The organism is Methylobacterium sp. 285MFTsu5.1 (assembly GCF_000383455.1).
GTDB lineage: Bacteria > Pseudomonadota > Alphaproteobacteria > Rhizobiales > Beijerinckiaceae > Methylobacterium.
Genome location: NZ_KB911280.1, coordinates 170,193 through 192,442 on the forward strand (window position 1 = coordinate 170,193; position 22,250 = coordinate 192,442).

Here is a 22,250-nt window from a genome sequence, read left to right on the forward strand (position 1 = left end):
TCCATGTCGTCACCGGCTCGCAAGGCCGTCCTCTATCGGATGGTCACCCCCGAGCACACCTGCCCCTACGGCCTGAAGGCCAAGGACCTCCTCGAACGCAAGGGCTTCGAGGTCGAGGACCACCTCCTGACCGACCGGGCGGAGACCGACCGGTTCAAGGCCGAGCACCAGGTCAAGTCGACGCCGCAGACCTTCATCAACGGCGAGCGCGTCGGCGGCTTCGACGACCTCCAGCGCCACTTCGGCAAGGCCGCCAACGATCCGAACGCCACGACCTACGTGCCCGTCATCGCGGTGTTCTCGATGACGGCGCTGATGGCGCTGGCGGCGAGCTACGCCGTCTCCGGCACGCCGTTCACGATGCGCGCCGCCGAGTGGTTCATCGCCTTCAGCATGTGCGTGCTGGCCCTCCTGAAGCTGCAGGACGTCGAGAGCTTCTCCTCGATGTTCCTGGGCTACGACCTGCTCGGCCGTCGCTGGGTCCGCTACGCCTACGCCTACCCGTTCCTGGAGGGCATCGCCGGCGTCCTGATGGTGGCCGGCGCCCTGAACTGGATCTCGATCCCGGTGGCGCTGTTCATCGGCACGGTCGGGGCGGTGTCGGTGTTCAAGGCGGTCTACGTCGACAAGCGGGACATCAAGTGCGCCTGCGTCGGCGGGTCGAGCAAGGTGCCGCTCGGCTTCGTCTCGCTGACCGAGAACGTGATGATGGTCGCCATGGCCCTCTGGATGCTGGGGATGCACCATTGAGCGCCGCCTTCGCCGCCCCGGGCTGGCTCCATGCCCTCTCCGTCGCGTCCCTCCTGCTGGGGGCCGCCTGCTCGCTCCTGCTGTCGGTGCAGGTGATCCGGCACCCGCAGCACATGGCGGTGATGAACGTCGTCTGGCCGGTCTGCGCCCTGTTCGGCACGCTCGCCGTGGTCTGGGCCTACTTCCGCTACGGGCGGCTCGCCACGATGGAGGCGCACCACCACGCCATGGAGCGGGGCGAAAAGCCCCCGAACATGACGCGGACACCGTTCCCCGTGATGGTCGGGACGGGGGCGCTCCATTGCGGCAGCGGCTGCATGCTGGGCGACGTCGCGGCCGAGTGGCTGGCCTTCCTGGTGCCGGCCGTGGCGGTCTGGTTCGGCTGGCACTCCCTGTTCGACGAGAAGATGTACGCGGTCTGGGTGCTGGACTTCGTCTTCGCCTACGCCCTCGGGATCGTGTTCCAGTATTACGCCATCGTGCCGATGCGCGGTCTCTCGCCCGGCAAGGGACTGGTCGCGGCCATCAAGGCCGACACCCTGTCGCTGATCTCGTGGCAGGTCGGCATGTACGGCTTCATGGCGCTCGCCCAGTTCTACTTGTTCCCGCACGTGGCGGGGCGGCAGGCACCGGTCAACTCAGTCGAGTTCTGGTTCGCCATGCAGACCGCCATGGTGGCGGGCTTCCTCACCAGCTACCCGGTGAACTGGTGGCTCGTGAGGGCCGGCATCAAGGAGCGGATGTAGCTTCCGACACCCGTGGCTCTATTCGAACACGATGGCTCATCCCAGCGTGCAGACCATCCCGGGATCGAAACCCGTCCGCTCGTCGGCATGACCCCGCGGGTTGCAGACGACCCGCGTACGCCCCACCCGATAATCCACCGCGTGATGCACGTGCCCGTGGATCCACAAGTCCGGCCCGCGCTCCTGGATCAGGTCCGTTAGATCCGAGGCGTAGCACCAAGACAGATCGGCATGCGGATCCGACAGGCTGGCCGGATGCGGTGCGTGATGGGTCACGACGACCGTCGGGCCATCATGGGGTAGGGCTAGCTCGGCCTCGATGAAGGCTTGCGTCGCCCGGTGCATCGCCAGCACCTGGCCCGGCTCGATCCTGTTCCGGGAACGGGGCCCCGTCCTGATGCGCCGGTAGTCCAACATGCCGTTGCGCCCCTGGGCGGTCCGGAAGGCGTGCGTGAGCCCGTAGGAGCCGAGCCGGAAGTCCGTCCATAAGGTGCCGCCGAGGAATCTCGTGCCGCCCATCACGACCGCATCGTCGAGCAGCAGGCGGATGCCGAGCGCGGCCGCGCGCTCCCGTCCACGCTCGATCTGGTCGTAGATCGTGTAGCGGTCCTCGCCCCGGTCCCACCAGACATCGTGGTTACCCGGGACGTAGACGACCGAGACACCAGGCAGGCGTTCGCCCAGCCATTCCAGGGCCCTGGTCAGGGGCATGTGTACGTCGCCGGCGACCACGGCCAAGTCGAAACCGTCGGCCGGAGCGTTGGCGGCAGGATCCCACGCGTTCTCTCCCCATTCCTGATGGAGGTCCGAAAAAACCCAGAGGCGCTGACTGGCGGTCACGGCTCGCCTCCCTCGGCCAAGGCGTTCTCGGCCAGGCGCACGCGGATCTCGTCGAGGGTGACGGGCCGGAAGTCGAAGCAGTCCACACCCACGTCGGTGCTCATCGCGGTGCCGGGCAGCGTGCCGTGGGAGTGCCCGTAGAGATGGATGACGCCGCGGTGCATGCCCGGCCACACGCGATGCGCGTAGTGGCTGGCGAAAACGATGGCCGTGGTGCCGTCATCGCAAGTGACGTGCACCCGGGCGACGTCGACGACGGGACCGTCCCACGGCATCCGTTGCCCAATACGGTCGTGGTTGCCCCTGACGAGGAAGCGTCTGCCGTTCAGGCGCGAGAAGATCTCCCGGGCACGGGCCTCAGGGCAGCGGTAGAAGACGTCCCCGAGGTGCCAGACCGTATCCTGCGGACGCACGGCCGCGTTCCAGCGGGCGATCAGAGCCTCGTCGTGCTCCTCGATGGTGGCGAACGGCCGGTTCAGGCCTAGACCACCTCCTACCAAGGTCGCCCTATGGGACCAATGCGTGTCCGCGACAAACAGGGTGCGAGGGGGTGACATGGGAGCCTCCATGCGCGGAGGCTCGGCACACGGCGGGGCACTCCGGGATTAATCGGACGGGTGCGGCGCCATGCGTTTCATTGTTGAAGACTTCCTTGAGATCGAATTGTGATCGCCTGGGCGAAGGCTCAAGGCAATCTGTGATGAAGACCGGTACCCTCCCGTCCACCGCCTAATGACATCCGTGGAGGGAGCTGCCTGCAATCAAGCTGTCAGAACGGCAGAGGGCCGAACGGATCGTGTACGGAACGTACTAACCCCTTGAGCGAGCTGGCCTCAGCCTCCATGCTGACCCCCGGGATCGTCGTGCGGGATTCGGCCGCTCGAAGTACCTTGGATCCCTAGCCGCCTAGGAGGCGGTATCGGATGCTCGACCTGTTCGCGCACGAAGTCACGGCGCGCCTTCCCGCGGAGTACAACTGGCGCGGCCGGGTCGCCGGCAACCTGGTCTCACAGCTGGCCGTCCCCACCACGGACCGTTCGATACGCTTCATCGAGCGGCGGGTACGAGAGCGACGCATCTACGTCGGCGACCCCGGGAATGGCGAGAAGATCGCCCTGCTCCCACGGTCGCTGCAGAAACCCAAGGACTGCGCCAGAGCAATCGTCGTCGGCGGGATCGCCGCCTACGGTGATATCGAGGGCGCTCTGAAGCGCGACGGGGCGAGGTGGCACGGCTCCCGGCCGCAAGCTCCCGCAAAAGTCACCGCGGCGGCATGCGCAGACATCCACCGTGGCATCCGGGCGACGTGGAGCGACGCGTTGCGGCTCGTGCCGGAGAAGTACGAAGAGGACGAGCTGGTCTCGCCCGGCTTCAGGCCGCCCCAGATCGGCGCAATCCACGCAGTGAAGGCGCACTGGATCGTCTCGAACGAGCCTGCGACGCTGGTCATGCCGACCGGCAGCGGGAAGACGGAGACCATGCTGGCGGTGCTCGTCTCGGAGCCCATCGAGCGGCTGCTCGTGGTGGTCCCGACCGATGCCCTGCGAACGCAGGTCGCGGGGAAGTTCGCGAGCTTCGGCGTGCTCAAGCTGACCGGCTGTCTGAGCGAAGACGCCGCCTACCCGATGGTCGCCGTGATGAAGAAGGCCCCGGCGAGCATCGCCGAGGCCGAGGACCTGTTCCTCCGGGCCCAGGTGGTCGTCACGACCATGGCGTCCATGACGCGGATGGGCGCCGAGATACAGGCCAGGGTCGCCGAGCTCGTCACCCACCTGTTCGTCGACGAGGCTCACCACATCGGGGCGGACACCTGGAAGGCCCTGAAGGGACGCTTCACCCAGAAGAAGCGCAGCATCCTCCAGTTCACGGCCACCCCGTACCGGAACGACAATCGCCGGGTCGACGGCAAATTCATCTTCGCCTACCCCCTCCGGCGCGCACAGGAGGACAGGCTGTTCACGAAGGTGAACTACGAGCCGGTGTTCGAGACCCGGCAGGATCGAGCCGACCTCGCCATCGTCAAGCAACTCGGCAAGGCGTTGGAACGGGACGAGGAGAACGGCTTCCTGCATCTCGCCATGGCCCGCACGGACACCATCGCGCGGGCCGAGGCCCTCCTAGACCTCTACAGGAAGCACCTTCCCGACTATCCGGCGGCCCTCGTGCACAGCAAGATGCGCCCGAAGGAGCGCGCGTCGATCATCGACGAGCTGCGGGACAAGAAGATCAGGATCATCGTCTGCGTCGACATGCTCGGCGAGGGCTTCGACCTGCCCCTCCTGAAGATCGCCGGCCTCCACGACCGGCAGGCGAGCGAGACGATCACCCTCCAGTTCATCGGTAGGTTCACGCGAAGCCAGAAGGGCCTTGGCGAGGCGACCGTGATAGCCGCCGTCTCCCTGAAGGATCCCAGGGAGTGGCTCAACTCCCTCTACCGCGAGGATGCCGACTGGAACCACCTTCTGCAGCTCCGCAGTGCCATCAAGACGGAGCGCCAGAGGCGACGGGAGGCGTTCTACGTCGGCCTGGACAACAGGTTCGACCACATTCCCGAGGAGGCGATTGCGCCGAGGCTGAGCACGTACGTCTTCAGGACGAAGTGCGACAGGTGGCAGCCCCACGCCCTGACCAAGCTGGAGCGCGGGAGGGTCCTCGTCGTCGAGGATCCCGTGGTCCAGCCCGAGCTGTCGCTCGTGATGATGGTGACGCGGCACGAGGACAAGCTGCGATGGGCGCGGGTCATCAACCCCGCGAACGTCGTCTACAACCTCGTCATGGCCCACTGGGACGACGACAGGGGCCTTCTTTACGTCCACAGCTCGACCGTCGATGGCATCCAGCTTCAGATTGCCAAGATCCTGGCGGGTGACGACGTGATCCCCCTCGGCGGCGAGGACATCTTCCGGGTCCTGCATGGTTTCCGGCGGATCATGCTCACGAACCTCGGGGTGAAGGAGACGGACGCGAAGCCCGTTCGTTTCCAGCTCTCCGCCGGCATCGACATCACGGAACAGCTTGAGAGGATGACGGACAACCGGACGAGGGTGAAGACCAACCTCTTCGGCACCGGCTTCGTGGACGAGCCCATGTTTCCCGACGAGGATGACGACCTCCTCGAACCCGCCAAGCGAAGTGTCGGCTGCTCGACGAAGGGGAAGGTCTGGTCGCAGGACGCCACCGTCCATCCCGGCGAATGGGTGGACTGGTGCCGGCAGGTCGGGCCCAAGATCGTCGACGAGAACATCACCACCGAGATGGTGCTTCGGAACGTCCTGAGGCCGAAGCGGCAACAGGTTCGCCCGGAGGGCAAGATACCGATCTCGGTGGAGTGGCCGGAAAGCGTCCTTCAGGGTGACGAGGAGCGGGTCGAGCTATTGTTCGACGGCCATGCCGTCCCGCTTGCGGACTGCGACATCGAGCTGACCGCCCATGAGCCGACCGGACCGATTGCCTTCCGGATTGCGACGGAGGGGCACGAGGCCCGGTTCACCGCGGACATACGCGAGGGGACGGCTGTCTTCGGACAGGTCGGCAAGCCGGTCCGGGTCCGCCGCGGCGAGAAGGAGAGGTCGGTCACCGACCTGTTCCGCGAGGATCCGCTGACCATCAGGTTCACGGACGGGGCTGCGCTCATGGGAGCGGACCTGACCGAGTCCCCTGGGGACGACGTCCCGTACTTCGACCTGGAACTGATGAAGGGACACGATTGGGGGACAGTGAACCTCAAGAAGGAGTCTCAGGGCCCGGAACGAGACCCCGAGAGCATCCAGTACGCCGTGATTGAGCGCCTCAAGGCGAGCCCAGTGGAATACGACCTGATCTTCGACGGGGACGGGTCGGGCGAGGTCGCCGACGTTGTCGCGATAAGGCGTCAGGGCCGGACGCTCGACGTCGAGCTGTACCACTGCAAGTATTCCATGAAGCCAGCGGCAGGCGCCCGGGTCGACGACCTCTACCCGGTCTGCGGCCAGGCAATGAAGTCGGTCCGCTGGGCCGACCCTCGCAGCAGGTTCCTGCATCAGATGCGGCGCCAAGAGGAAAACCGCCGCGCAAGCGGCGGAGACAGCCGCTTCGAGGTGGGCAACCGGACGCTGGTCGATGACTGGCTCACGAACCGGCGCGACTTCGCCACCCGCTTCAAGGTCGTGGTCGTCCAGCCCGGATACCGGAGGTCGAAAGCCGATCCGAGCCACCTTCCGATCCTGGGAGCGGTGAGCGGCTACCTCATGTCGACCTATCGGATTGGGTTCGAGTTCTGGGCCAACGAATAAGCTGTCTGCGATAGCAAACACAAACGTCCATTTCGGGAGTGGCCCGGTGGACCTCGGCGCTTAGAAATGAGCCTGACAAGCGTGCCCAAGGCACCTGTGCGGCTCCGCCCCCCGCCGGATACATCCAGCCTGACGGCGAGCCGGTGATCGAGTTGTTCCCAAACTAAGAAGCGGTGTCCGTTGAAGGGGCCGGGTACCGCCGACCAGGGGTCAAGTTCACGATTTCTCGCGGAGTGGGTACCGGGTAGCGATACCCGATACCCTCCGGTGGACCGGCAAATTCGCGTCCAGGGCACTGTGGCTGAGCGTCCGCTTAACCTCGTGCAGGCATGCTCGGGCATCCTGGGGAATTGCCCATGCCATCCGAGATCACCGTCTTCTTCGTCGCCGATGCCATGCTCGCGAAGGGCGAGCGGCCGAGCCTGCGCAAGGTACGCGAGGCCATACCCACCGGCGGCTCTCCCCGCGAGATCTGCAAGCACCTCCGCGCCTGGCGGAAGAAACGCGGCTACAATCCCAAGCTCGAACCCACCGACATGTCCAAGGCCATGAAGGAGGCCGGCCAGGTCATGGCCATGAACCTCTGGAAACAGGCCAAGCGCGAGGCGGCCCAAGCATTCGTCCACGAGCGCGAGGCCGCCGCGAACCTCGCAGCGGACGACAAGCAGGACAACGAGCATCTGGTCGGGATGGTGGAGACGCTCCAGACCGAGAACGCCGCGCTCATCGCCCGTGCCGAGGCCGCCGAGGTCGAGGCCGCGCGCGTCCAGGCCCGCCTCGCCAAGGTGGAAAACCAGCTCGACCGGTTCCGCGCCGAGGAGTTTTGGGACCGCGTGATGCGGGAGATCGCCGACATCCTTGCGGAGCGGGGACCTCTGACACCGTCCGAGATCCTACCCGAATTGAGGGACGTGACGATCCGCGGCGCAGCCCTGCACAAGGAGCCCCTCACCCCCGCCACGCTGAAGAAGAAGATGGACGTCCGCGTCTTTTGGAACCGGTATTTCGAGGTCCAAAAGGAGGGCCGTTACGCACGCAAGGGCGACTGATGACCCCAACCCAGCGGAGTGAGGCAGCCTCACCGTACCCAGTAAAAGAAAAGGGCCGCCAAAACGCTGGCAGCCCTCCTTTACTCTAGGTTGCCACGATGCGGAACTTTGGTGTTGGAAATCGCAACACAGGTTCCGCTATCACTCAGCTGTGCGCCAGCACGGCGAGCAGCAGCAGGGCGATGATGTTGGTGATCTTGATCGCCGGGTTCACCGCCGGACCGGCGGTGTCCTTGTAGGGGTCGCCGACCGTGTCACCGGTCACCGCCGCCTTGTGGGCGTCGGAGCCCTTGCCGCCGTGGTGGCCGTCCTCGATGTACTTCTTGGCGTTGTCCCAGGCACCGCCGCCCGAGGTCATCGAGATCGCCACGTAGAGGCCGGTGAGGATCACGCCGAGCAGGCTCGCGCCCACGGTGGCGAAGGCCTGGCTCTTCCCGGCGATGAACTGGATCACGAAGAACAGCACTATCGGCGACAGGACCGGCAGCAGCGACGGGATGATCATCTCCTTGATCGCCGCGCGGGTGAGCATGTCCACCGCCCGCCCGTAATCCGGCCGGTCCGTGCCCTGCATGATGCCGGGCTTGGCCCGGAACTGGCGCCGGACCTCCTCGACCACCGCGCCCGCCGCGCGCCCGACCGCCGTCATGGCGATGCCGGCGAACAGGAACGGGATCAGGCCGCCGAGCAGCAGCCCGACCACGACGTAGGGGTTGGAGAGCGAGAAATCGACGCTGACGCCCTGGAAGAAGCGGTACTGCGTCGGGCTCGCATGGGCGATGAAGTAGTTCAGGTCCGACGTGTAGGCGGCAAACAGCACCAGCGCGCCGAGACCCGCCGAGCCGATCGCGTAGCCCTTCGTCACCGCCTTGGTGGTGTTGCCGACCGCGTCGAGGGCGTCGGTCGACTTGCGCACCTCCGAGGGCAGGCCCGCCATCTCGGCGATGCCGCCGGCATTGTCGGTGACCGGCCCGAAGGCGTCCAGCGCCACGATGAAGCCCGCGAGCGCCAGCATGGCGGTGACCGCGATGGCGATGCCGAACAGGCCGGCGAGCGCGTAGGTGCTGATGATGCCTGCCACGATCACGATGGCCGGCAGCGCGGTCGATTCGAGCGAGATCGCCAGCCCCTGGATCACGTTGGTGCCGTGGCCGGTCACCGACGCGTCGGCGATCGACTTCACCGGGCGGAAGTTGGTGCCCGTGTAGTACTCGGTGATCACGACGATCAGCGCCGTGATGGCGAGCCCGATCACCGCGCAGCCGAACAGCGCGGCCGACGTGAAGGTCAGGCCGGTCGAGGTGGTGAAGCTCGTCGAGAAGCCGCCTAGCAGGGTCATGTTGACCGCCGCGATCGCCGCGATGGAGAGCACGCCGGCGGCGATCAGCCCCTTGTAGAGCGCCCCCATGATCGACTGGTTCGCGCCGAGCCGCACCGCGTAGGTGCCGGCGATGGAGGTGAGGATGCAGGCCGACCCGATGGCGAGCGGGTACAGCATCATCGGCTCGAGGACGTCGCGGTTGCTCCCGCCCGCGCCGGAGAAGAAGATCGCGGCCAGCACCATCGTGGCGACGACCGTGACCGCGTAGGTCTCGAACAGGTCGGCCGCCATGCCGGCGCAGTCGCCGACATTGTCGCCGACATTGTCGGCGATGGTGGCGGGGTTGCGCGGATCGTCCTCCGGGATGCCGGCCTCGACCTTGCCGACGAGGTCGCCGCCGACATCGGCGCCCTTGGTGAAGATGCCGCCGCCGAGGCGGGCGAAGATCGAGATCAGCGAGGCGCCGAAGCCGAGCGCCACGAGGGCGTCGATCACCTCGCGGCTCGACGGCTCGAGATGGGCGGCGCGGGTGAGGAACAGGTAGTAGAGGGCCACGCCCAGCAGCGCGAGGCCCGCCACCAGCATGCCGGTCACCGCCCCCGACTTGAAGGCGACGTCGAGGCCGCCGCCCAGCGAGGTCGAGGCGGCCTGGGCCGTGCGGACGTTGGCCCGGACCGAGACGTTCATGCCGATGAAGCCGGCCGCGCCCGACAGAACGGCGCCGATCAGGAAGCCGACCGCGACCTTGATCCCGAGGAAGACGGCGAGAAGGACGAACAGGACGACGCCGACGAGGCCGATCGTCGTGTATTGCCGCCGGAGATAGGCCTGCGCGCCCTCGGCGATGGCGGCGGCGATCTCCTGCATGCGCTGCGTGCCGGCGTCGCGCCGCATCACGTCGAGGATCGTGACGATGCCGTAGGCGACGGCGCAGAGCCCGCCCGCGATGATCAGGATCAAGGGAATCATTCGACCGTCCTTGTTATTATCGTGCCTGGCGTTGGCTTGTGATTGTCGAGCTTGGCCGCCGGACGACGGCCATGGGACGCGGCGCTCGGATTCGGGGCTTTCCTTCCCAGAACAATGCCTTGATTGCCAAACTTCGCCGGGGAGCGCAAACGCCGCGTCGGCGGGCGACGCCGGTAATCGGGCCTCACGACCCGGGGGCTAAAAAGCCCTCGAACCCGCAATGCTGCATTATGTTGCAGATCTGGTTTCCCGCCGGCCGCTGCACACGGTTCCATGGGCGCGAGCCCCCTCTTCCGTGCGGGATAGGGGGCCGAGCGCGGCTCCCGCGAGCGGAGATGCCCGTCCCCCGAACCGGAACATCACGAACGCGAGCGGCTCGAGCGGCCGTTAACGTCGCCTTAACCAACCGATATTCTATTTTTGGTTGTATTCGGACGAGGGACTCGCCATGAGCAGCGACCAGGCCGCCAGGTTGGCGGCGACCATCGAGGTGTTGAGCGGCGCGGTCGGCTTCCTGATCGCAGAGCGGGTCGCGGCGCAGCCGGTCACGATCCAGGACGACCTGCTCTGCGTGCTGCAGCGCGCCCTGTCCCGGGCGCCGGGCGCGGGCGGGGACCCGGCCGGCCGCTGGATCCCGGTGGTCGCCGCCGCGATGATCGGCGAGGTCCGGCGCCAGATCGGCCACCCGGCCGGGGATTCCGCCGGCCCGATGATCTCGGGACCGGACGCGATCTGGGCGTCAGAAGTGGCTGAAGGCTCCGGCCGCGAACACGCGCTCGGCGCCATCGCGCATTTCGAAGCGCGGCGGGCCGTCGCCTGAGGTGACGGTGCCGATGGCGGCGACGGCGATCCCGGCCGCCGCGGCCTCAGCCCGGAAATCCGCCAGGCGCTCCGGCGCGACGGTGCAGAGGATCTCGTAATCGTCGCCGCCGGTCAGGACCGCCTCGATCAGGGCGGGGTCCGCCGCGCAGGCGCACCGGGCCGCCTCCGAGAGCGGCACGTCCGCCGTCGCCACCCGGGCGGTGCGGCCCGCGCCCAGCATCTTGGCGAGATCGCCCGCGAGGCCGTCGGACACGTCCATGGCCGCCGAGGCGTGGCGGCGGATGGCCGGCGCGGCGGCGAGCCGCGGGCGCGGGTGCAGGTAGCGGTCGGCGAGTTCGGCCCGCAGCGCCGGATCGAGGCCGGCCGCCCAGGGGGCGTCGCCCTCCAGGCGCATCCGCAGGCCGAGGGCGGCGTCGCCGATCGTGCCGGTGACGCAGATCCGGTCGCCGACCCGCGCGGTGGCGCGCCGCACGATGGCGCCGGTCGGCAGCTCGCCGAACACGCTCACCGAGATCAGCGCGGGGCCGCCGGAGCGCACCGTGTCGCCGCCCAGCAGCGGGCAGCCGGCCGCCTCGGCCGCCGCGCCGAGCCCCTGCGCGAATCCGGCGAGCCAGGTCTCCGTCCAATCGTCGGGCAGCGCCAGGGTCAGCAGGAAGCCGCGCGGGACCGCGCCCTTGGCGGCGATGTCGGAGAGGTTCACGCCGAGCGCCTTGCGGGCGATCGAGGCCGGCGGATCCTCCGCGAAGTAGTGGACGCCCGCCACCACGGCGTCGGCGGTGAGGACGAGGTCGTGGCCCGGCGCCGGTGTCAGCGCGGCGGCGTCGTCCCGGAGCCCGTCGGCGCCCGGCCCCGCGAGCGGGGCGAAGTAGCGGGCGATCAGCCCCTCCTCGGAGGCGCGGGCCGGCCCGACCAAGACTCAGGCCTTCCCGGCCGACGGTTTCCCAGCCGCAGCTTTGCCGGGGAGCGGCTTGGACGAGCCCGGCTTGCCGGAGGCCTTCGGGGCCCCGACCTCGCCCGGCCGGACCTCCCGGGCGACCCGGTCGAGGACGGCGTTGACGAGGCCCGGCTCGTCGGCCGTGTAGAAGCTGTGGGCGACGTCGACGTATTCCGAGATCGCCGCGGCCGCCGGCACGTCGCGGCGGAACATCAGCTCGTAGGCGCCCGCCCGCAGGATCGCCCGGAGCACGATCTCGATGCGCCGCAGCGGCCAGCCCTGCGCGAGGGCCTGGTCGAGCTTGGGGTCGATGGCGCGCTGCTCCTCGACCGTGCCGCGCAGCAGGTCGCGGAAGAACGCGGTCTCGGCCGGGGGATGGGCGATCCCGTCGACCTCCTGGCCGATCCAGAAGGCCTCGAACTCGGCGAGGGCGTCGAGCACGCCCTTGCCGGAGACGTCCATCTCGTAGAGCGCCTGCACCACCGCGAGGCGGGCGCCGCTGCGCAGGCTGATCTTGGCGGGGGCGCCGGCGGTGACGGTGCCATTCTCCGCGCCGGTCTCCGGCTGGGTCTCGGGGGTCCCGGTCATGGGTGTATCCGTCATCGCGGGCGCGCGCCTTCGGCCGCACGCTTCAGGGCGAGCACGCCGAGCGCCGCCTCGGCGGCGCCGCCGCCCTTGTTCATCTCGGCGACCCGGGCGCGGGCGAGCGCCTGCGCCTCGGTCTCGACCGTGAGGATGCCGTTGCCCAGCGGCACGCGGCGCTGCACCGACAGGTCCATGAGCGCCCGGGCGCTCTCGCCGGCGACGATGTCGTAGTGGCCGGTCTCGCCGCGGATCACGCAGCCGAGCGCCACCACGGCGTCGTAGGCGCCCGTGTCGAGCAGGATCGCCACGGCGGCGGGGATCTCCAGGGCCCCCGGCACGGTGACCACGGTGGCCTGCGCGTCGGCGGCCGCGATCGCCGCCAGGGCGCCGGCCAGGAGTTCGTCGGCGATCGCGTCGTAGTAGCGCGCCTCGACCACGAGGATCCGGGCGCCGGCGAGCGCCGGGTCGGTGGGCTTGGGCGCCGAATCGGCGCGGGTATGGGCGACCATGGCTCTCGTCCGGCCGGGTTTTCGGGAACGGGCGGGCGGCACGTCGGGCACCCGCACGGGGGAGGACGGTTAGACCGAAGCGGCCGGCGCCACAAGCCGCGCGGGATCGACCCCGGCCCGCGCCGCGGCCGCGGCGGCGCGCCCTACCCGACCAGCGGCGGCAGCGGCGGGGCCGCGGGGCCGCCCTCCGGCAGGGCCGTGCGGGCGACGTTCATCGTCATGGCGAGCAGCGCGTAGTAGCCGTTGATGCCGGTCAGATCGATCGCCCCCTGCTCGCCGAAGCGCGCGACCAGGGCCGCGTAGGTCGCGTCGCTCACCGCGCGGTTGCGCATCAGCTCGGTCGAGAACGCGTAGGCGAGGGCCTCGTCGGCGCTCATCGTGTCGGGGCGGCGCCCCGCGGCCAGCGCCCGCGCGGTCTCGGGGGCGACCCCGGCCTCGAGGGCGATCGGGTGGTGGATCGCCCACTCGACCGGCTGGCTCCATTCCCGCGCGACCACCAGGATCGCGAACTCGCTGATCCGCAGCGGCAGGACGCTGCCGTAGCGCAGGTACTGGCCCATCCGGCTCGCGCACAGCATCAGCTCGGGGCTGCGCAGGAGCGGCACGAACGGCCCGAAGACCGGGACGCCGCGCTCGGCCCGGAACGCGGCCGCCGCCTCTTCCTGCGCCGGGGACAGGCCGCCGGCCGGGATCTCCGGCATGCGCTCCGCGCTGGTCTGCCCGCTGGCCATGCGTTTCCCCTCCGTGCTCCGGCGCCGACGCGCGGCCCGCTCTGGATTTCCGGTGCCCGTGCGCCTAGACCATTGGGGCTCACCGGCACGCACCGCGCCCGACCGGGCGGCGATCCCTGAACGCCAGCGAGGCTTACGGCTTTGGCCCTCCCCGTCAACGAACGCCGGCGCATCATGCTGCTCACGGGCGCGAGCCGGGGCATCGGCCACGCCACCGTCAAGCGCTTCTCGGCCGCGGGCTGGCGCGTGATCACCTGCTCGCGCCACGCCTTCCCGGAGAACTGCCCCTGGGAGATGGGCCCCGAGGACCACCTGCAGGTCGACCTCGCCGACGCGCAGGACACGGTCCGCGCCGTCGAGGAGGTGCGGGGCCGGCTCGCCGCAGAGGGCGGGGTGCTGCACGCGCTGGTCAACAATGCCGGGATCTCGCCGAAGGGGCCGGAGGGCGAGCGCCTCGGCGCGCTGGCCACCGAGTTCGACACGTGGCAGCGGGTCTTCCAGGTCAACCTCTTCGCCACGATCCTGCTGGCCCGGGGCCTGCGCGAGGAACTGGCCCGGGCCAAGGGCTCGGTCGTCAACGTGACGTCGATCGCCGGCTCGCGCGTCCACCCCTTCGCGGGGGCGGCGTACGGCACCTCCAAGGCGGCGCTGGCGGGCCTGACCCGCGAGATGGCCGCCGATTTCGGGCCGCTCGGCGTGCGGGTGAACGCGATCTCGCCGGGCGAGATCGACACGTCGATCCTGTCGCCCGGCACCGAGAAGCTCGTCGAGCAGATCCCGCAGCGCCGGCTCGGCACGCCGGACGAGGTCGCCAAGGCGATCTACTTCCTGTGCACCGAGGCCTCCTCCTACGTGAACGGCGCCGAGCTCCACATCAACGGCGGCCAGCACGTTTGACCAGATCGGTCGCTTCCTGGGGCGCTTCCGCGCGCGCGGCGTTACCGCGCCGGCACCCGGCGGCGCGCCGCGGGCGGGTCTCGCTCGTCCTGGGCCTCCTCGCGTGCTTCGCGCCCGTCGCGGGGGCGCGGGCCGAGCCCGGAATCCGGATCCTCGACCTGCCCTTCAAGGTGCGGGCGCTGCGCGGCTCGCGCAGCGAGGCCGCGGTCTCGGTGGCGACCTCCGGGCTCCTGCCGATCACCGGCGGCATGGCAGGGGCAAAAGCCGGCGCGCAGGGCGGTGGCCAGCAGACCGGCGACGAGGAGAGCGCGCCGATCGCCGTGGTCTGGGGCGACGACGGCGGCGCCGTGCTCGCCCTCGCGGAGGGCGGCGTCACCGTGCGGCCGATCGGTCGGGACGCGGTCGAGGGGCTGACCGCCGCCGAGACGCCGCGCGGGGCTCTGCCGGGCTCGCGCCGGGCCCTCTCGGGCCCCCTGAGCGCCTATCTCACCGGGCGCACCCGCGCCCCCGACGGCGGCGCGGCCGCCGCGGTGCTGACGATCCGCGAGCGCCAGCCGATGGCGGTGAGCACCGATCCGAAGCCCGTCCCCGTGGCCACCGTGACAGTGCCGGCGGGGGGCGAGGCCGTGTTCGCGCCGCTGCGGCCGCGCCTGCTGCGCCTCGGGGACCGCCCGGCGCTGCTGGCGGCGACGCTGTCCGGCGCGGATGCCGGTGGCCTCGTGCTGATCGACCGGCCCGCCGGCGATCCGGGCGCGGCCTGGGCCGTCGCCGCCCGCACGCCCGCCCAGCCGGGCCCACCCCTCAAGATCGCCGGCATCGCGGATTTCTCCGGATCGGGCGCCACCCAGGCCGCGACGGTCAGCGCCAAGGGCCGGCTCCAGCTCTGGACGCTGCGTCCCGACGCGATCGAGCCCGCCGGCGAGGCCGCGGGCTACGCGGCCGGCGACGGCGATTCGGATCTCGCCGTGACCGTTCCGGCCGGCGGCAGCCCCGAGCTCGTCCTGCCGGTGGCGGGCCGGCCGGAGATCGCCTTCGTGGCGGCCAAGGGCGGCCTGCGCGAGCGGGCGCGCATGCCGCTGCCGGCCCCCGCGGAGACCGGCATCGTCGTCCTCGGCGAGGGCGCGGCGGCGCGGCTGCTCGTCGGCCTCGCCGACGGCCGGGTGGCCGTCGTGGCACCGGACGAGGGCAAGCCGTGACCGCGGGCGCACCGGATTCCGACAGCCGACTGTTCCCGGCCCGGCCCTTCGTGGGCGCGTCGATCGCGGTGATCCGCGGCGAGCGGGTCCTGCTGGCGGCGCGGGCCAACGAGCCGATGCGCGGCGTCTGGACCCTGCCGGGCGGCCTCGTGGAGGCGGGCGAGTCCCTGGCCGAGGCGGCCCTGCGCGAACTGTCCGAGGAGGTCGGCCTGCCCGCCGAGGTGGTCGGCGTGCTCTCGCCCACGGAGATCATCGTCCGGGACGAGGCCGGCCGGGCCCGCCACCACTACGTCGTCCACCCGCACGCCGCCCTGTGGTGCGGCGGCGAGCCCGTGGCCGGGCCCGAAGCCCTGGGCACCCGCTGGGCGACGCTCGCGGAGGTCGCGACCCTTCCGACCACCCCCGGCCTGGTCGACACCCTGCGCGAGGCCTTCGCGCGGGTGGCGGCCCAGGGCATGGATGGAACCACGGACGGGAGCGCGGATCGGCACGCGAACCGCGCGGGAATGCCGGGCGGGGAGCCGACGGCGTGAGGCGCCCCGCGACCCTCCTGTGCCTGCTAGCGCTCCTGGCAGGCCCGGTCTCCGCGCCGGCGCTGGCGCAGCAGCGCTCCGGCCGGAGCGGCGCGCCCGCCAAGGAAGCCGCGAAGGAGCCGTCCAAGGAGGCGCCCGCCCCCGCGGACGTGCCCGCGCCCTACGACCGCGACCTGCTGCGCATGTCCGAGATCATCGGGGCCCTGGCGTTCCTGCGGAACCTCTGCGCGGCCCCGGACGCGGCCGACTGGCCGGCCCGCATGAAGGCGCTGATCGACTCCGAGGGCGTGACCCCGGCCCGCCGCGACCGGCTGGCCGGCGCCTACAACCGCGGCTATCGCGGCTACGCGCTGACCTACCGGGTCTGCACGCCCGCGGCCCACGAGGCGGCCGCCCGGTACGTCGCGGAGGGCGACCGGCTGTCGCACGCACTGGCCGGGCGTTTCGGGGGGTGATGCAGGTACAGCACACATACCGGCGATGCCGGCGAAACATCGGATTTGAGCGCTCGCGTTAACCGATCCGAAATTCTCGGCTGGCCGAGCCGCCGGGACCTGCTTATCATCCATTGCGTCCGCCGGGCCCCGTGTCCGGCGCAATGGAAGTATCCGGCCATGCAGCACAGCTCTCACACCGCCCCCATCGAGGTCGATGTCGAGGAGAAACGCGTCGCGCTGAGTTACGTCTCGGAAGCGTTCGCGGAAGGCTGCCTCGATGGTCTCGACGGTGACTGCATGGCCCAGGCCGCCCTGTTCGCGGCTTTTCAGGAACTCGTGACGACGTACGGCGAAGAAGCCACGGCCCGTTACGCGGAGGGATTCCCGGAGCGCATCCGCGGGGGCGCGTTCACCACGACGCTCCAGCATTGAGCAGGTGAGCGCGGACGGTTGAGGCGCGGGCGGTCAGCGACTACGTCCCGGGTCCGCGGTCCGGCCAGCCGGACCGTTCGCGCCCCGAGGAATCGCCGCCCATGCCCGTCGCCCTGCTGCCGGACCGCGCCCTGGTCACCGTCACCGGACCGGACGCCACGACGCTGCTCCAGGGCGTCCTGACCTGCAACGTCGAGACGCTCCAGCCCGGCGAGGCGCGCCTCGGCGCCCTGCTCACGCCGCAGGGCAAGATCCTCTTCGATTTCCTGGTCTCGCGGATCCCCGACGGCTTCCGGTTCGACGTGCTGGTCGAAAGGGCCGCGGACCTCGCCAAGCGCCTGACGCTCTATCGCCTGCGCGCGCAGGCGACCATCGCGGCCGACCCGACCGTCGCGGTCGCGGCGGCCTGGGCCGGCGCGGCCCCGCCCGCCGCGGAGGCGCTGGCCGATTCCCGCGCGGCCGATCTCGGCGCCCGTCTCTACGCCGAAGCGGGCGCCTTCTCGGCGGACGCCGCCGAGGCCGAGTACCACGCGCACCGGATCGCCCTCGGCGTGCCCGAGGGCGGACGCGACTTCGCCTTCGGCGACGCATTCCCGCACGAGGCGCTGATGGATCAGCTCGGCGGCGTCGACTTCCGCAAGGGCTGCTACGTCGGCCAGGAGGTGGTCTCGCGGATGCAGCACCGCGGCACGGCCCGGACCCGCATCCTGGCGGCCGCCTACGCGGACGCCGCGCCCCCGCCCGGCACCGAGATCACCGCGGGCGGCAAGGTGCTCGGCACCACGGGCAGCGCCGCGGGGAATCGCGGCCTCGCCACGGTCCGCCTCGACCGACTGGGCGACGCGCTCGCCTCCGGCGAGACCCCGCGCGCGGGCGACCAGCCCGTGACGCTGGCGCGCCCCGCCTGCGCGACCTTCGCCATGCCGGACGCGGCGGCGAGCGCGGCCGGGTAGGATCGCGACGCGCGGGATCGGGCCGCGTGACCGCGGCTCGTCTTGCACCGGCGGAAGGGACCGTCGGGGCGGCCGTCGAGGTGGCCGTGCGGTCCCCGCCGCGGCGGTGGCGTTCCGCTCCTGTTCTCGTTACCATCGCCGTATGTCCGAGACCGGCCTCATCGACCATCCCGACGGCTGCCCACGCTGCTGGTGGGCTGGGCTCGACCCGCTCTACGTCGCCTATCACGACACCGAGTGGGGCGTGCCCGAGCATGACGGCCGCGCTCTCTACGAGAAGCTGATCCTCGACGGCTTCCAGGCCGGGCTGTCGTGGATCACCATCCTGCGCCGCCGGGACGGGTTCCGCGACGCCTTCGCGGATTTCGATCCCGAGCGGATCGCCCGCTTCACCGAGGCGGACGTCGCGCGGCTGATGGCCGACACCCGCATCATCCGCAACCGCGCCAAGATCCAGGGCACCGTCGCGGGCGCCCGGGCGTGGCTGCGGATCGAGGAGCGCGGCCCCGGCTTCGCGCACTTCCTGTGGGACTTCGTCGACGGCCGGCCGGTCCAGGGCACGGCGCGGACCCGCGCGGAGATCGCCACCGAGACGCCGGTCTCCCGGGCGATCGGGAAGGCCCTGAAGGCCGAGGGCTTCTCCTTCTGCGGGCCGACCATCGTGCACGCGTTCATGCAGGCGGTGGGCATGGTCAACGATCACCTCGTCGGCTGCCACCGGCACGGGCCCTGCGCTGCGCTCGGCGGGTCCCGGTGAGCACGCCGCCGCGCGCGTGGCAGCGCATGCTCTCTGGCCGCCGCCTCGACCTCCTCGACCCGGCGCCCGGGGACATCGAGATCGCCGACATCGCCCACGGCCTCGCCCGGGTCGCGCGCTGGAACGGCCAGACCCGCGGGCCGCACGTCTTCTCGGTGGCCCAGCACAGCCTGCTGGTCGAGGCGGTGGGCCGCCACCTCGCCCCCGGCTGCACTGACCGGGACGGGCTCGAGCTGCTCCTGCACGACGCGCCGGAATACGTGGTCGGGGACATCATCTCGCCGCTCAAGGCCGCCATCGGCGACGCCTATCGCGGCGTCGAGCTGCGCCTGCTCGCGGCGGTGCGCCGCCGCTTCGAGCTGGCCGCCCCCTCGCCCGCCCTCGCCCAGCTCGTGAAGCGGGCCGACCGGATCGCCGCCCACGCCGAGGCGGTGCGCCTGGCCGGCTTCGCGCCGGAGGAGGCCGAGCGCTATTTCGGCCCCTCGGTCGACCTGCCCGAGTCGGTGTCGGCCCTGGCCGGGCCGTGGCCGACCGCCGAGGCCGAGGCGCGATTCCTCGCGCGCTTCACCGCCCTGTCCCGGCCCTGACGGATCTTCGCCCTCGATCCGTCACGATCGCAGGTCACTGGCGCCCCACCATGCCGACCCTCCACGTCTGTCCGCTCTCACGCCTGCCCGAGACCGTCGCCGCCACGGGCGCGAGCCACGTGCTCACGCTGATCAATGTCGGCACGCCGCTGGAGCGGCCCGCCGTGATCGACGCCGCGAACCACGCCATCATCTGGGTCAGCGACATCGCGGCGGCCCGGGACGGGCACGTTTTGCCGGCTGAAGAACACGTGGCCCGGCTTCTCGACTTCGTCCGGACCTGGCCGCGGGAGAAGCCGCTGGTGATCCACTGCTACGCCGGGATCAGCCGCTCGACGGCCGCCGCCTACATCGCGGCCTGCGCGCTGGCGCCCGAGCGCGACGAGGCGGCGATCGCCGACGCCCTGCGGTCCGCCTCGCCCTCGGCGACGCCCAACGCCCTGTTCGTGGCGATCGCCGACCGGATGCTCGACCGCGACGGCCGCATGGTCGCGGCGATCGCCCGCATCGGGCGCGGCGCCGACGCCTTCGAGGGCACGCCGTTCACCCTCGCGCTGGCGTGAACCGAACGCCGGTGCGAAGTGTGGCGCAAACGCCGCCGCGGCCGTCCAAAACGGTGCGGACCCGGCCGGCGGACTGGCCCCCAGGGTTGTGGCGACCGGGGATCGCGCCGTACAAACACCCCCAAAGGAAGTATCTGGGATGAGTGCGAGCAGACCCGAGGTGGCCCCCGCCGCCGGCGACCTGCCCTTCGAGAAGGCGCTGGAACAGCTCGAGGAAATCGTCCGCCGGCTCGAGCGCGGCGACGTGCCGCTCGACGAGTCGGTGGCGATCTACGAGCGCGGCGAGGTGCTGAAGAAGCATTGCGAGGCGCTGCTGAAGCGGGCCGAGGCGCGGATCCAGCGGATCACGCTGGGCTCCGACGGGCGGCCCGAGGGCGTCGCCCCGCTCGACATGTCCTGAGGCTCGGCGGTCGAACCGATCCCATCCGTTAGAGGTTGATGCCGTGGCGATTACCCCCGAGCAGAGTGCACTTCTCGACCGCGTTCCGTCTCCTTCGGCGCTGCGGCGTCTTCCGGAGTCGGAGCTGCAGGCGGTGGCCGACGCGGTGCGCGCCGAGATGATCGACGCGGTCTCGATCACCGGCGGCCATCTTGGCTCGGGGCTCGGCGTGGTCGAGCTGACCGTGGCGCTGCACCACGTGTTCGACACCCCCGACGACCGCATCGTCTGGGACGTCGGACACCAGTGCTACCCCCACAAGATCCTCACCGAGCGCCGCGACCGCATCCGGACGCTGCGCCAGGGCGGCGGCCTGTCGGGCTTCACCAAGCGGAGCGAGAGCGTCTACGACCCCTTCGGCGCCGCCCACTCCTCGACCTCGATCTCGGCCGCGCTGGGCATGGCGGTCGCCCGCGACCTCGACAACGCCGCCGCCAAGTCGAAGAACCGCCCGCTCAAGCGCCGCAACGCCATCGCGGTCATCGGCGACGGCTCGATGTCGGCCGGCATGGCCTACGAGGCCCTCAACAACGCCGGCGCCCTGCACTCGCGCCTGATCGTCATCCTCAACGACAACGACATGTCGATCGCGCCCCCCGTCGGCGCCATGTCGGCCTACCTCGCCCGCCTCGCCTCGGGCGGCGCCTACCAGTCCCTGCGCGAGACCGCCAAGCAGCTCGGCAAGCTCCTGCCCAAGGCGCTCTACCAGCGCGCCGCCGCGGCCGAGGAATACGCCCGCTCGCTCGTGGTCGGCGGCGGCACCATGTTCGAGGAGATGGGCTTCCACTACGTCGGCCCGGTCGACGGGCACAACCTCGACCACCTGCTGCCGGTGCTCAAGAACGTCCGCGACGCCGAGCACGGCCCGATCCTGCTCCACGTCGTCACCCAGAAGGGCAAGGGCTACGCCCCGGCCGAGGCCTCGGCCGACCGCTACCACGGCGTGGTCAAGTTCGACGTGGTCTCAGGCGTGCAGGCCAAGGCCAAGCCGAACGCGCCGGCCTACACGCGGGTGTTCGGCGAGAGCCTGATCAAGGCGGCCGACGCCGACGACAAGGTCGTGGCGATCACCGCCGCGATGCCGGGGGGCACCGGCATCGACCTGTTCGGCAAGGCGCACCCGGACAAGACCTTCGACGTCGGCATCGCCGAGCAGCACGCGGTGACGTTCGCGGGCGGTCTGGCGACCGAGGGCTACCGGCCGTTCGTGGCGATCTACTCGACGTTCCTGCAGCGGGCCTACGACCAGGTGGTGCACGACGTGGCGCTGCAGAACCTGCCCGTGCGGTTCTGCCTGGACCGGGCGGGGCTGGTCGGCGCCGACGGGGCGACGCACGCGGGCGCGTTCGACCTGGCCTACCTGTGCTGCCTGCCGAACATGACCGTGATGGCGGCCTCCGACGAGGCCGAGCTGGTGCACATGGTGGCGACCGCCCACGCGCACGACACGGGCCCGATCGCGCTGCGCTACCCGCGCGGCGAGGGTGTGGGCGTCGAGCTTCCGGAGCGGGGCGAGGCGCTGGCGATCGGCAAGGGCCGGGTGGTGCGGCGCGACGCGGAGGCGCGGGTGGCGCTGCTGTCGCTCGGCACGCGCCTGTCGGAGGCCTTGAAGGCGGCCGACACGCTGGCCGAGCAGGGCGTGGCGGTGACGGTGGCGGACGCGCGGTTCGCCAAGCCGCTGGACGAGGCGCTGATCCTGGAGCTCGCGCGCGACCACGAGGTTCTGATCACGATCGAGGAGGGCTCGCGGGGCGGGTTCGGCGCGATGGTGCTGCACCTGCTGGCGGAGCGGGGCGCTCTGGACGCGGGCGGGGTGCGGGTGCGGACGATGACGCTGCCGGACGCCTACCAGGACCACGACAGCCCGGAGAAGATGTACGCCGAGGCGGGCCTCGACGCCACGACCATCGTCAGGACCGCCCTCGACAC

Annotated in this window: 23 protein-coding genes; 16 read left to right on the forward strand and 7 right to left on the reverse strand. The window is 70.8% G+C overall.

The window, feature by feature from the left end; genetic code table 11:
• Window positions 1–3 precede the first annotated feature (3 nt).
• Window positions 4–750 carry a glutaredoxin gene (locus tag H288_RS0117705; protein WP_020093919.1) on the forward strand — a complete coding sequence of 249 codons (747 nt, stop codon included), beginning with the start codon at window positions 4–6 and terminating at the stop codon, window positions 748–750.
• Window positions 747–1,496: a DUF4396 domain-containing protein gene (locus tag H288_RS0117710; RefSeq protein ID WP_020093920.1), complete on the forward strand. Its 750-nt coding sequence runs from the start codon at window positions 747–749 to the stop codon at window positions 1,494–1,496. The genes H288_RS0117705 and H288_RS0117710 overlap by 4 nt, the downstream gene beginning before the upstream one ends.
• 36 nt (window positions 1,497–1,532) lie before the next feature.
• Here the strand turns inward: H288_RS0117710 and H288_RS0117715 are convergent, their stop codons facing one another.
• Together H288_RS0117715 and H288_RS0117720 are read right to left on the reverse strand one after the other, a co-directional pair.
• Window positions 1,533–2,336 carry a metallophosphoesterase gene (locus H288_RS0117715; protein ID WP_020093921.1) on the reverse strand — a complete coding sequence of 268 codons (804 nt, stop codon included), beginning with the start codon at window positions 2,334–2,336 and terminating at the stop codon, window positions 1,533–1,535.
• On the reverse strand, window positions 2,333–2,893 hold the full coding sequence (locus H288_RS0117720) for a metallophosphoesterase (protein WP_244540074.1): 561 nt from the start codon (window positions 2,891–2,893) through the stop codon (window positions 2,333–2,335). The genes H288_RS0117715 and H288_RS0117720 overlap by 4 nt, the downstream gene beginning before the upstream one ends.
• 366 nt (window positions 2,894–3,259) lie before the next feature.
• On the opposite strand from H288_RS0117720, the gene H288_RS32465 reads away from it, so the two are divergent.
• Window positions 3,260–6,607 carry a DEAD/DEAH box helicase family protein gene (locus H288_RS32465; protein WP_020093923.1) on the forward strand — a complete coding sequence of 1,116 codons (3,348 nt, stop codon included), beginning with the start codon at window positions 3,260–3,262 and terminating at the stop codon, window positions 6,605–6,607.
• Between the two features lie 356 nt (window positions 6,608–6,963).
• A complete protein-coding gene (locus tag H288_RS34005; protein ID WP_020093924.1) occupies window positions 6,964–7,656 on the forward strand; it encodes a DNA-binding protein in 693 nt (230 codons plus the stop codon).
• Between the two features lie 145 nt (window positions 7,657–7,801).
• Here the strand turns inward: H288_RS34005 and H288_RS0117735 are convergent, their stop codons facing one another.
• Window positions 7,802–9,946: a sodium-translocating pyrophosphatase gene (locus H288_RS0117735; RefSeq protein ID WP_020093925.1), complete on the reverse strand. Its 2,145-nt coding sequence runs from the start codon at window positions 9,944–9,946 to the stop codon at window positions 7,802–7,804.
• 448 nt (window positions 9,947–10,394) lie between these two features.
• Between H288_RS0117735 and H288_RS0117740 the strand changes: the two genes are divergently transcribed.
• On the forward strand, window positions 10,395–10,766 hold the full coding sequence (locus H288_RS0117740) for a hypothetical protein (protein WP_026605043.1): 372 nt from the start codon (window positions 10,395–10,397) through the stop codon (window positions 10,764–10,766).
• On the opposite strand, the gene thiL is transcribed toward H288_RS0117740, so the two are convergent.
• From thiL to H288_RS0117760, 4 genes are all read right to left on the reverse strand, one after another.
• Window positions 10,686–11,681, reverse strand: coding sequence for a thiamine-phosphate kinase (gene thiL / locus H288_RS0117745; protein ID WP_020093927.1), 996 nt, complete (start codon window positions 11,679–11,681; stop codon window positions 10,686–10,688). The two genes, H288_RS0117740 and thiL, sit on opposite strands and share 81 nt — an antisense overlap.
• Window positions 11,682–11,684: 3 nt before the next feature.
• Window positions 11,685–12,290, reverse strand: a complete 606-nt coding sequence (gene nusB / locus H288_RS32470) for a transcription antitermination factor NusB (protein WP_020093928.1) — start codon at window positions 12,288–12,290, stop codon at window positions 11,685–11,687.
• 11 nt (window positions 12,291–12,301) lie between these two features.
• Window positions 12,302–12,796, reverse strand: coding sequence for a 6,7-dimethyl-8-ribityllumazine synthase (gene ribH / locus H288_RS0117755; RefSeq protein WP_020093929.1), 495 nt, complete (start codon window positions 12,794–12,796; stop codon window positions 12,302–12,304).
• 143 nt (window positions 12,797–12,939) lie between these two features.
• A complete protein-coding gene (locus tag H288_RS0117760) occupies window positions 12,940–13,527 on the reverse strand; it encodes a hypothetical protein (RefSeq protein WP_020093930.1) in 588 nt (195 codons plus the stop codon).
• A gap of 174 nt (window positions 13,528–13,701) precedes the next feature.
• Here H288_RS0117760 and H288_RS0117765 point away from each other — a divergent pair, with 174 nt between their 5' ends.
• The 11 genes from H288_RS0117765 to dxs all read left to right on the forward strand — a co-directional run.
• Window positions 13,702–14,424, forward strand: a complete 723-nt coding sequence (locus H288_RS0117765; protein ID WP_041372745.1) for an SDR family oxidoreductase — start codon at window positions 13,702–13,704, stop codon at window positions 14,422–14,424.
• Window positions 14,421–15,620, forward strand: coding sequence for a hypothetical protein (locus tag H288_RS0117770; RefSeq protein ID WP_020093931.1), 1,200 nt, complete (start codon window positions 14,421–14,423; stop codon window positions 15,618–15,620). The genes H288_RS0117765 and H288_RS0117770 overlap by 4 nt, the downstream gene beginning before the upstream one ends.
• A complete protein-coding gene (locus H288_RS0117775; protein WP_020093932.1) occupies window positions 15,617–16,153 on the forward strand; it encodes an NUDIX hydrolase in 537 nt (178 codons plus the stop codon). Before H288_RS0117770 ends, H288_RS0117775 begins: the two co-directional genes overlap by 4 nt.
• Entirely contained in the window at window positions 16,150–16,608 is a 459-nt protein-coding gene (locus tag H288_RS0117780) for a TIGR02301 family protein (protein WP_020093933.1), read from the forward strand. The genes H288_RS0117775 and H288_RS0117780 overlap by 4 nt, the downstream gene beginning before the upstream one ends.
• A gap of 159 nt (window positions 16,609–16,767) precedes the next feature.
• The gene (locus H288_RS0117785) at window positions 16,768–17,022 is read left to right on the forward strand and encodes a hypothetical protein (protein ID WP_012320917.1); all 255 of its coding nucleotides are present in this window, start codon (window positions 16,768–16,770) and stop codon (window positions 17,020–17,022) included.
• 101 nt (window positions 17,023–17,123) lie between these two features.
• On the forward strand, window positions 17,124–17,975 hold the full coding sequence (locus H288_RS0117790; protein ID WP_020093934.1) for a folate-binding protein YgfZ: 852 nt from the start codon (window positions 17,124–17,126) through the stop codon (window positions 17,973–17,975).
• Window positions 17,976–18,117: 142 nt separating this feature from the next.
• Window positions 18,118–18,732: a DNA-3-methyladenine glycosylase I gene (locus H288_RS0117795; protein ID WP_020093935.1), complete on the forward strand. Its 615-nt coding sequence runs from the start codon at window positions 18,118–18,120 to the stop codon at window positions 18,730–18,732.
• Window positions 18,733–18,758: 26 nt separating this feature from the next.
• A complete protein-coding gene (locus H288_RS0117800; RefSeq protein WP_020093936.1) occupies window positions 18,759–19,319 on the forward strand; it encodes a hydrolase in 561 nt (186 codons plus the stop codon).
• A gap of 50 nt (window positions 19,320–19,369) precedes the next feature.
• On the forward strand, window positions 19,370–19,882 hold the full coding sequence (locus tag H288_RS0117805) for a protein-tyrosine phosphatase family protein (RefSeq protein WP_020093937.1): 513 nt from the start codon (window positions 19,370–19,372) through the stop codon (window positions 19,880–19,882).
• Between the two features lie 139 nt (window positions 19,883–20,021).
• Window positions 20,022–20,282, forward strand: a complete 261-nt coding sequence (locus tag H288_RS0117810) for an exodeoxyribonuclease VII small subunit (RefSeq protein WP_012320922.1) — start codon at window positions 20,022–20,024, stop codon at window positions 20,280–20,282.
• 43 nt (window positions 20,283–20,325) lie between these two features.
• A partial coding sequence (dxs, locus tag H288_RS0117815) for a 1-deoxy-D-xylulose-5-phosphate synthase (RefSeq protein WP_043712776.1) occupies window positions 20,326–22,250 on the forward strand: 1,925 nt, incomplete at its 3' end.